Origin of the sequence: Azohydromonas lata (genome assembly GCF_034427735.1) — a bacterium.
In the GTDB taxonomy this organism is placed as follows: domain Bacteria; phylum Pseudomonadota; class Gammaproteobacteria; order Burkholderiales; family Burkholderiaceae_C; genus Azohydromonas; species Azohydromonas lata.
Genome location: NZ_JAXOJX010000131.1, coordinates 1 through 8900, shown reverse-complemented (window position 1 = coordinate 8900; position 8900 = coordinate 1). Strand labels below are relative to the sequence as shown.

Below are 8900 nucleotides of genomic sequence, written 5' to 3'. Positions count from 1 at the left end.
GTATAAGAGACAGGCGTGAGACTTCCTAACGCCTGGACGCCACGGCCGCCCGCGCCGGGCCGGCCGCCTGTCGCGGGGGTGGTTAAGCTGTCGTTTTGTCCTGCTATTTCCGCCTTCGCGGCGAGGCCGCGGGCCGAATAATCCGGCCCATACATGCTGAACGGCCCTGCCCGCTTGGCATCCGTTCGTCCATTGGAGCCTGAATGTCCGCTGCCGTCGCCGCCCTGGGAGCTTCGCTGAAGAAGGGCCGCATCAAGATCATCCTCATTGCAGTGGTGGTGTTGCTGCTCTTGGGCGGCGGCGTGGCTTACGTTGCCACCAAGTCCGCGCACGCCGAAGACGACGACGAGGTGGAAGTGCATGACGCGCACCCGGCCAAGGCGGTGCAGCCCGGCACCTTCGACCCCAAGACGGCACCGACCTTCATACCGATGGATGCCTTCACCGTCAACCTCGCCGACCGCGACACCGACCGCTTCGCGCAGGTGGGCGTGACGCTGGAAGTGGAGGACGCCAAGGTGCTCGAACAGGTCAAGGCCTACATGCCCGCGATTCGAAACAACATCCTGATGCTGCTGTCGAGCAAGACGGCCGAGGCCGTGCGCGACGAGGCGGGCAAGCGGCGCCTGGCCGCCGAGATACGCGCACAGGCGCTGCGCCCGCTGGGCTACGACGTCGCCGCCGAGGACCTGATGGACGAGGGCCAGGCCCCGGCCGCGTCCAACGCCGCCAGGCCGCGCAAGCAGCGCAAGTCGACGCCCACGGCACTGCCCATCAAGTCCGTGCACTTTTCCAACTTCATCGTGCAGTAAGGCCATGATGAACCAGCAGTTCCTGTCGCAGGACGAGGTCGATGCACTGCTCCAGGGCATCACCGGCGAAAGCCAGAAGCTGGAGCAGGAGGAAACTCCTACCGGTGCGGTCCGCACCTACGACATTGCCAGCCAGGAACGCATCGTTCGTGGGCGCATGCCCACGATGGAAATCATCAACGAGCGCTTTGCGCGCAACGTGCGCGTGGGCCTCTTCAATTTCATACGCAAGAGCCCCGAGGTGGCCATCGGCGGCATCAAGGTGCAGAAGTACAGCGCCTTCCTGCGCGAGATCGTGGTGCCCACCAACATCAACATCGTGTCGGTGCGGCCGCTGCGCGGCTCGGGGCTGATCGTGTGCGAGCCCAACCTGGTGTTCGCGGTGATCGATGCGCTCTTCGGCGGCAGCGGGCGCTTTCACACCCGCATCGAAGGCCGCGACTTCAGCGCCACCGAGCAGCGCGTGATCACGCGGCTGCTGGAGGTGATCATCGGCGAGTACAAGAAGGCGTGGGCGGGCATCTACCCGCTGGAGCTGGAGTACCAGCGCTCGGAGATGCAGCCGCAGTTCGCCAACATCGCCACGCCCAGTGAAATCGTGGTGGCCACGAGCTTCACCATGGAAATCGGCACCACGGCGGGGTCGGTGCACTTTTGCATTCCGTACTCCACGCTGGAGCCCATTCGCGACGTGCTGTACTCGTCGGTGCAGGGCGACTCCACCGAGCCCGACAGGCGCTGGGTCAACCTGCTCAAGACGCAGCTTCAGGCCGCGGAGGTGGAGCTGGTGGCGGAGCTCGCGCATGCGCCGGCCACCGTCGAGCAGCTGCTGTCGCTCAAGGCGGGCGACTTCATAGAGCTGGACCGCACGCCGACGCTCACCGCCAAGGTGGACGGCGTGCCGGTGCTCGAAGCGCAGTGCGGCACGCGCAACGGCAAGTACGCCATCAAGGTCGAAAGACTGATTTCCAGCTCGCAGCTGAGCTGGATCGGAGAGCAGCATCATGGCAGTTGACGAAACCATGTCCGAAGAGGACCGCATGGCCGCCGAGTGGGAGGCCGCACTGGCCGAAGCCCGCTCCGACACGGCCGCCGTGCCCGAAGAAGAGGCGTCGCCGCTGCAGTCGGTGAAGGCCGCGGCCTTCACCGACTTCGGCGCGTCGGAGGCGCAGAACCCGTCCGGGATCAACGACATCAACATGATCCTGGACATCCCCGTGCAGCTCACGGTGGAGCTGGGCCGCACGAGGATTCCGATCAAGCACATCCTGCAGCTCGCCCAGGGCTCGGTGGTGGAGCTCGAAGCCATGGCCGGCGAGCCCATGGACGTGCTGGTCAACGGCTACCTCATCGCCCAGGGCGAGGTGGTGGTGGTCAACGACAAGTTCGGCATCCGGCTGACCGACATCGTCACGCCCAGCGAGCGCGTGCGCCGGCTCAGCCGCACCTGAAATCCCTGGGATTTGGGCCGCGGCGTACCGCCGCCGCGCCGCCTTCGGCCGCACGGCTCCCGCCCTGCCTGCCTGAACACCACCCGCGTCCGCCAGGACGGCCCGCTCCCCGCCGGGCACTGGCGGGGGCCGCATTCATGAAAGCCCCGTTTCCATGAACACCACCTGGCTGTCGCTGCTGTGGTTCCTGGCCGTGCTGGCGCTCATTCCCGTGGCGCTGTGGCTGCTCAAGCGCACGCCGCTGGCGCAGGGCGCGGGCGCGGCGGGCGTGATGCGCACCGTGGCCGTGCTGCCGCTGTCGCCCAACCAGCGCCTGGTGACGGTGGAGGTGGGCAGCGGCGACGAGCGGCGCTGGCTGGTGCTGGGCGTGACGCCGCAGCAGATCAGCACGCTGCACACCATGGCCCCGCAGGCCGACGCGCCCACGGCGGCGCCGTCCGCGCCCTCCTTTGCCCAAGCGCTGCGCCAGATGCGCGGCCAGCGCGACTGAACTGCCCGAGTCTTGCGAGCATGAAAGCCTTCTTCTCCAGCCGGCGCCGCCTCGCGCCGGCCGCCGCGGCCCTCGCGCTGCTGGCCGGCGCGGCGCTGCCGGCGCTGGCGCAGCAGCAGGGCGCGCCCGGCACGCTGCCGCTGCTCATCGGCCAGGGCGCGGGCGGGGCCAGCTATTCGGTGCCCATCCAGACGCTGCTGTTCTTCACCTCGCTGAGCTTCCTGCCCGCGGTGCTGCTGATGATGACGGGCTTCACCCGCATCGTGATCGTGCTGGGCCTGCTGCGCCAGGCGATGGGCACGCAGTCCACGCCGCCCAACCAGGTCATCGTGGGGCTGAGCCTGTTCCTGACCTTCTTCGTGATGGGGCCCACGCTGGACCGCATCTACGAGCAGGCCTGGCAGCCCTACAGCGCCGGGCAGATCAGCTTCGAGCAGGCCCTGGACCGCGGCCAGGTGCCGCTGCGCGGCTTCATGCTCAAGCAAACCCGCCAGAGCGACGTGCAGCTCTTCAGCCGCATGGCCAAGCTCCCCGACGGCACCACGGCCGAGCAACTGCCCTTCAAGGTGCTGGTGCCGGCCTTCGTCACCAGCGAGCTCAAGAGCGCCTTCCAGATCGGCTTCCTGATCTTCATCCCCTTCCTGATCATCGACATGGTCGTGGCCAGCGTGCTCATGAGCCTGGGGATGATGATGCTCAGCCCCGTGCTGGTGGCGCTGCCCTTCAAGCTCATGCTCTTCGTCCTGGCCGACGGCTGGAACCTCATGCTGGGTTCGCTGGCGGCCTCCTTCGCCCAATAGGCGCCGCCTTCCAACGCAACGGATTGGACCTTCCCTCATGGACGCAACCCAAGTCTTCACCGTGGGCCAGCAGGCCCTCTACACGCTGCTGATCGTGTGCGCGCCGCTGCTGCTGGTCATCCTGGGCGTGGGCGTGGTGGTGAGCGTGCTGCAGGCGGCCACGCAGATCAACGAGGCCACGCTTTCCTTCGTCCCCAAGATCGTTGCCGCGGTGGCGGTGCTGGCCATCGCGGGCCCGTGGATGATGACGACGCTGGTGGAGTTCCTGCAGCGCACGCTGCAGGCCATTCCCACCGCGGTGGGTTGAGCGGCCCGCACCCGACGGGCGCCGCCGTGCCGTGCTGACCTTCACCGAAGCGCAACTGCTGGCCTGGATCACGCCGCTGCTGTGGCCGCTGCTGCGCGCGCTGGCGCTGCTGTCGACCATGCCGGTGCTGGGCACGCGCATGGTCATGGCGCGCGTGCGCGTGGGCCTGGCGCTGCTGCTGGCGGTGGCGGCGCAGGCGGTGCTGCCGCCCATTGCGCCGGTGGCGCTGGACTCGCCCGTGGCCTTCGCGCTGGTGCTGCAGCAGCTGCTGGTGGGCGTGTCGCTGGGCTTTGCGGTGCGCATCGTGTTCGCGGCGGTGGAGTTCGCCGGCGAGGTGGTGGGGCTGCAGATGGGGCTGAACTTCGCGGGCTTCTTCGACCCTTCCACCTCCGGCCAGGGCACGGTCACCGGGCGCATGTTCGGCACGCTGGTGGCGTGGGTGTTCATCGTGACCAACGGCCACCTGGTGGTGCTGGCCTCGCTGGTGCGCAGCTTCGAGGTGTTTCCGGTGAGCCCGCAGCCCTTTCAGGACGTGATGAAGCTCGCGCCCCACACCTGGGGCTCGGAGATCTTCCTGCTGGGCCTGTGGATCGCGCTGCCGCTGATCGTGATGCTGCTGTTCGTGAACCTGGTGCTGGGCGTGATCTCGCGCGTGGCCTCGCAGATGAACGTGTTCTCGGTGGGCTTTCCCGTCACCTTGGGCGTGGGCCTCATCGGCATGCTCACCACGCTGCCGCTGCTGGAGCAGCCTTTCATGATGGCGCTGGAGCGCATGCTCTCTCGCTTCCAGTGAGCGCGGCGGCGGTGCCGCCGCGGTCCCGAACCGACGTTTCGCCCTGAACGAGGCGGCCCCGAGCGGGCCGCTTTTTTTTGCGCCGGCCGCGCCCGAGCAAGCGGCGTTCCCCCCCTCCCCCCGCCGGCACGCCCCCGCTGCTGCCGCCCCGCAGAGGGACGCGCCGAAGCGGCCCGCTGCCTAAGCTTCACGGCAGTTCGGCACACAACCCACAGCACAGAAGTTCCGGACACACGCAGCCACCGCCCTCAAGACCACGAATCACCGCCCAAAGGCCACGCCATGAACAACGCTTCCTTCGCCGCCCTGACCGCCGCCGCCATCGCCGCTTTCGTCGCCCAGGCGGCGCAGGCGCAGACCGTGTCGCTCAAGGCGGCGCCCACGCTGCAGTCCTCGTCCTTCAGCGATGCGGAGCTGGTGGGGGCCAAGTCGCCCATGCCCAAGGTGCGCTTCCTGCCGGCCTCGGCCTTCGACCTCAACGCCGCCGCCGCCGAGGCGCAGGGCAGCGCCGTGGCCTTCGACAAGCCGGGCAAGCGCCCCGCCGTGGCCGAGCCGGTGCTGGAGCAGCGCCGCCAGATCAGCGCCGCGGCGCTGGCGGCCATGCCGGCGCCGGAAGCCGTGCCCGAGGCCGTGGGCACGGGCAACATCCAGTTCACCTCCACCCGCACCTACCCGCGCCAGCAGGACCGCGTCTACCCCAGCAGCGCCGTGGGCAAGCTCTTCTTCCGCGACAGCGCGGGCAACTCCTACATCTGCACCGGCTCCGTGGTGCGCCCGGGCGTGGTGCTCACCGCCGGCCACTGCGTGCACCGCGGCAGCGGCGGCAACGCGGGCTTCTACAACAGCTTCACCTTCGTCCCCGGCTACAGCCGCGTGGGCCTGACGGAGACGCGCCCCTTCGGCACCTGGAGCAACTGGCAGTACGTGAGCACCACCACGGCCTGGTCCACCGGCGGCGGCAACGTGCCCAACGTGGGCGATTGGGCGCTCATCGTCTTCAACCCCGACGGCGCGGGCCGGCGCATCGGCGACTACACCGGCTACCTGGGCATCCAGTACCCGGCCATGATCGGCCGCCACGTGACGGTGCTGGGCTACCCGGCCAACCTCGACAGCGGCACGCAGATGCACCGCGTGGACAGCATGGCCACCAACGGCGGCAGCAACAACGGCCTCTGGGGCTCGGACATGACCGGCGGCTCCAGCGGCGGCCCCGTCATCCTGAACTTCCGCCAGGACTACGCGGGCCTGTCCGCCGCCACGCAGGACAACGCCGCCAACCGCGCCACCAGCGTCGTGTCCTGGGGCTACACCTCGGCGGGCCCGCAGGTCCAGGGCGGCGCGCAGTTCAACAGCAGCTTCGCCACGCTGTTCAACCAGACCTGCAGCGCCTACGGCTGGGCCTGCTGACCACGCGGCGCGGACGCCACGACATCACGGAGGGGGAAAACGGCAAAGGGCGGCCCCGCGCAGGGGCCGCCCTTTGTCCTGCCTGGCGCGCCTGTTTGTCTATGGGCAGGCCTGCCAGGCGCCCGCGCTCACTGGCCGACCAGCCCGTTGCGTATGGCGTAGACGGTGAGCTCGGAGTTGTTGGCCAGGCCCAGCTTCTCCAGCACCCGGGCGCGGTAGACGCTCACGGTCTTCGGGCTGAGCATGAGCTCCTCGGCGATGTCGGACAGGCGCTTGCCCGACGCGATCATCACCAGCGTCTGCAGCTCGCGGTCGGAGAGCTTTTCGTGCGCCTGCTCGGCCGCGGGCGTGGTCAGGCTTTCGATGAGCATGTGCGCGATCTCCGGCGTGACGTTCTTGCGTCCCTGGGCGACGGTGCGCACGGCCTGCACGATCTGCTGCGGGTCGCCGCCCTTGTTGACGTAGCCGTAGGCGCCGGCGCGCAGGGCGCGGATGGCGTACTGGTCCTCGGGGTACATGCTCACGATGAGCACGCGCACCGGGCTGCCCTCGTCCTTGAGGGCATGCAGCACGTCCAGGCCGCTGCGGCCGGGCAGGTTGATGTCGAGCACCAGCACGTCGCAGCCGGTGTGGCGCATGAGCGCGCGCAGCTCGCCGTAGTCGGCGGCCTCGCCCACCACCTCGATATCGGGCGCGTCGGAGAGCGTGTCGCGTATGCCGCGCCGGATGAGCGCGTGGTCGTCGCAGAGGATTACCTTGATCATGTTGTCGTTCCCCAGGCCGCGGCGTCCGGCGCCGCGCCGTCGCCGCCTTCGGCGGCCAGTGGAATGGAGAGGATGAGCGTGGTGCCGCCACCGGGGCGGCTGCTGAGGTCCATCCAGCCGCCCACCGTGCCGGCCCGCTCGTGCAGGCCGCGTATGCCAAAGCTCTGCGCCTTGGCCAGGTCTTCGCGGCTGAGGCCACGGCCGTCGTCGCTGATCTCCAGCGACAGCACGCCCGCGCCCAGCGAGAGGTCCACCGCCACGTGCTGCGCCTGCGCGTGCTTGTGGATGTTGGTCAATGCTTCCTGCGCCGTGCGGTAGGCCACCAGCGGCACGCCCGCGGGCAACTGCAGCGACTCGTGGCTGGTGCGAAAGGCGCACTCCAGCCCCGTGCGGCGGGCAAAGCGCTGCGTCATCCACTGCAGCGCCGCCACCAGGCCCTGCTCCAGGATGGCCGGGCGCAGGTTCTGCATGATGCGTTTGCTCGCCTCGATGGCGTGGGTGAGGGTCTCGCGGGCGCTTTCGAGGTGGGCCTGCGCCTCGGGGTCGGCGTTGCGCCGCTCCAGCCAGGCCAGCTCGAAGCGCAGCGCGGTGAGGGAGCCGCCCACGTCGTCGTGGATCTCGCGGGCGATGGCCACGCGCTCGGCCTCCACGCTGGTCTGCAGGTGCTGCGCGAGCTCGCGCAACTGGCGCTGCGACTGCGCCAGCAGCTCGTCGGCGCGCAGCTTGGCGCGGCGCATCTCGGCGGCCTGGATGGCGTTTTCCACCGCCGGCGCCAGCCGCGCCAGGTTGGCCTTGAGCAGGTAGTCGCTGGCGCCGTTGCGCATGGCCTCTACGGCCACGTCCTCGCCGATGGCGCCGGAGATCAGGATGAAGGGCAGCACCAGCCCGCTGGCCTTGACGATGTCCAGCGCCCGCAGCCCCGTGAAGCCCCCGGGCAGGTTGAAGTCCGACAGCACCACGTCCCACTCGGGGCTCAGCGCGTCGCAGAAGGCCTGCTCGGTTTCCACGCGCAGCGTGTCCACGGCCTGCCCGCCGCGGCGCAAATGGGCCAGCGCGAGCTCGTGGTCGAGCTCGGCGTCTTCGAGGTGGAGCACGCGCAGGCGGCGGGATGTCATGCGGGCGAGTATCGCAAAGCCCTGGAAGCGCGGAATTGCGCCGGCTTGGGCCCAGTGATCGGGGCAATGCCGCGGGGCGGGTGCGCCAAGAATTGAAGGCTGCCGGGCATGCCCTGCCGGCCGCTCAGCGTGACTAATGCGCACGCCGAGCAGGTTCGTCAAGGTTTGCGGCAGCTCAAGCCGCCGTCGCCTCAAGTCGAGGTGCCGCGCGCCGATAGACCGTCCAGCCAGCTCTGGAGAAATAACGCATGCCTTCAATTCTCGCCGTCGATGACTCGACCTCGATGCGCCAGATGGTGTCCTTCACGCTGAAGAACGCCGGGTTCCACGTGGTCGAGGCGGTGGATGGAATGGACGCCTGGGACAAGGCCGACAACCAGGACTTCGACCTCGTCCTCACGGACCAGAACATGCCGCGCATGGACGGCATCTCGCTCACGCGCAAGCTGCGCCAGCACCCCAAGTTCGGCCGCACGCCCATCCTCATCCTCACCACGGAATCCAGCGACGAGATGAAGCGCGAGGGCCGCGCCGCCGGCGCCACGGGCTGGATGGTGAAGCCCTTCGACCCGGCCAAGCTGATCGAGGTGATCGGCAAGGTCATCCGCTGACCCCGGCGCTCAGGAGAAATCATCCATGGCTGAACCGTCGACCGACAACAGCAGTGCCGTTGGCATAGACCTGAGCCAGTTCTACCAGGTCTTCTTCGAGGAAGCGCTGGAGAACCTGGAGCGCCTGGAGCAGATGCTCCTGGAAATCGACCTGGCGGCCGCAGACGACGAGGCGCTCAACGCCATCTTCCGCTGCGCCCACTCCGTCAAGGGCGGTGCCGCCACGTTCGGCTTCAACGACGTGGCCGAGCTCACCCACCAGATGGAGACGCTGCTGGACCGGCTGCGCCGCCACGAGCTGGCGCCCGACCACGCCATGGTGGACGTGCTGCTGGAGTCCGGCGACG

At 68.9% G+C, this 8900-nt stretch carries 12 protein-coding genes; 10 read left to right on the top strand and 2 right to left on the bottom strand.

Going from position 1 to position 8900, the window contains the following annotated elements:
* Positions 1–203: 203 nt before the first annotated feature.
* From SM757_RS34160 to SM757_RS34125, 8 genes are all read left to right on the top strand, one after another.
* Positions 204–812, top strand: a complete 609-nt coding sequence (locus tag SM757_RS34160; protein WP_322468741.1) for a flagellar basal body-associated FliL family protein — start codon at positions 204–206, stop codon at positions 810–812.
* Positions 813–819: 7 nt separating this feature from the next.
* Positions 820–1827 (top strand): flagellar motor switch protein FliM, encoded by a 1008-nt coding sequence (fliM, locus tag SM757_RS34155; RefSeq protein ID WP_066342239.1) that lies wholly within the window; start codon positions 820–822, stop codon positions 1825–1827.
* Positions 1817–2263 (top strand): flagellar motor switch protein FliN, encoded by a 447-nt coding sequence (gene fliN / locus SM757_RS34150; RefSeq protein WP_066342232.1) that lies wholly within the window; start codon positions 1817–1819, stop codon positions 2261–2263. Before fliM ends, fliN begins: the two co-directional genes overlap by 11 nt.
* Positions 2264–2417: 154 nt before the next feature.
* Positions 2418–2753, top strand: coding sequence for a flagellar biosynthetic protein FliO (gene fliO, locus SM757_RS34145; protein ID WP_066342231.1), 336 nt, complete (start codon positions 2418–2420; stop codon positions 2751–2753).
* Between the two features lie 20 nt (positions 2754–2773).
* The gene (fliP, locus tag SM757_RS34140) at positions 2774–3553 is read left to right on the top strand and encodes a flagellar type III secretion system pore protein FliP (RefSeq protein ID WP_066342230.1); all 780 of its coding nucleotides are present in this window, start codon (positions 2774–2776) and stop codon (positions 3551–3553) included.
* 37 nt (positions 3554–3590) lie between these two features.
* The gene (gene fliQ, locus SM757_RS34135; RefSeq protein WP_066342229.1) at positions 3591–3860 is read left to right on the top strand and encodes a flagellar biosynthesis protein FliQ; all 270 of its coding nucleotides are present in this window, start codon (positions 3591–3593) and stop codon (positions 3858–3860) included.
* 31 nt (positions 3861–3891) lie between these two features.
* Complete coding sequence (gene fliR / locus SM757_RS34130; RefSeq protein WP_322468740.1) at positions 3892–4653, top strand: flagellar biosynthetic protein FliR; 762 nt, start codon at positions 3892–3894, stop codon at positions 4651–4653.
* Positions 4654–4935: 282 nt separating this feature from the next.
* A complete protein-coding gene (locus SM757_RS34125; RefSeq protein ID WP_322468739.1) occupies positions 4936–6063 on the top strand; it encodes a trypsin-like serine peptidase in 1128 nt (375 codons plus the stop codon).
* Positions 6064–6191: 128 nt separating this feature from the next.
* On the opposite strand, the gene SM757_RS34120 is transcribed toward SM757_RS34125, so the two are convergent.
* Positions 6192–6827 (bottom strand): response regulator, encoded by a 636-nt coding sequence (locus SM757_RS34120; protein ID WP_066342226.1) that lies wholly within the window; start codon positions 6825–6827, stop codon positions 6192–6194.
* Positions 6824–7942, bottom strand: coding sequence for a hybrid sensor histidine kinase/response regulator (locus SM757_RS34115; protein ID WP_066342225.1), 1119 nt, complete (start codon positions 7940–7942; stop codon positions 6824–6826). Before SM757_RS34115 ends, SM757_RS34120 begins: the two co-directional genes overlap by 4 nt.
* A 248-nt stretch (positions 7943–8190) precedes the next feature.
* Here SM757_RS34115 and SM757_RS34110 point away from each other — a divergent pair, with 248 nt between their 5' ends.
* Positions 8191–8553, top strand: a complete 363-nt coding sequence (locus SM757_RS34110) for a response regulator (protein ID WP_066342224.1) — start codon at positions 8191–8193, stop codon at positions 8551–8553.
* Positions 8554–8578: 25 nt separating this feature from the next.
* Positions 8579–8900, top strand: a 322-nt coding sequence (locus tag SM757_RS34105) for an Hpt domain-containing protein (protein WP_322468738.1), incomplete at its 3' end; no start/stop codon positions are given.

What these genes read in the sequence shown, in the direction of transcription:
- SM757_RS34160 (WP_322468741.1), top strand. Translation starts at nt 204, where the DNA reads ATGTCCGCTGCCGTCGCCGCCCTGGGAGCTTCGCTGAAGAAGGGCCGC.
- fliM (WP_066342239.1), top strand. Translation starts at nt 820, where the DNA reads ATGAACCAGCAGTTCCTGTCGCAGGACGAGGTCGATGCACTGCTCCAG.
- fliN (WP_066342232.1), top strand. Translation starts at nt 1,817, where the DNA reads ATGGCAGTTGACGAAACCATGTCCGAAGAGGACCGCATGGCCGCCGAG.
- fliO (WP_066342231.1), top strand. Translation starts at nt 2,418, where the DNA reads ATGAACACCACCTGGCTGTCGCTGCTGTGGTTCCTGGCCGTGCTGGCG.
- fliP (WP_066342230.1), top strand. Translation starts at nt 2,774, where the DNA reads ATGAAAGCCTTCTTCTCCAGCCGGCGCCGCCTCGCGCCGGCCGCCGCG.
- fliQ (WP_066342229.1), top strand. Translation starts at nt 3,591, where the DNA reads ATGGACGCAACCCAAGTCTTCACCGTGGGCCAGCAGGCCCTCTACACG.
- SM757_RS34125 (WP_322468739.1), top strand. Translation starts at nt 4,936, where the DNA reads ATGAACAACGCTTCCTTCGCCGCCCTGACCGCCGCCGCCATCGCCGCT.
- SM757_RS34120 (WP_066342226.1), bottom strand. Translation starts at nt 6,827, where the DNA reads ATGATCAAGGTAATCCTCTGCGACGACCACGCGCTCATCCGGCGCGGC.
- SM757_RS34115 (WP_066342225.1), bottom strand. Translation starts at nt 7,942, where the DNA reads ATGACATCCCGCCGCCTGCGCGTGCTCCACCTCGAAGACGCCGAGCTC.
- SM757_RS34110 (WP_066342224.1), top strand. Translation starts at nt 8,191, where the DNA reads ATGCCTTCAATTCTCGCCGTCGATGACTCGACCTCGATGCGCCAGATG.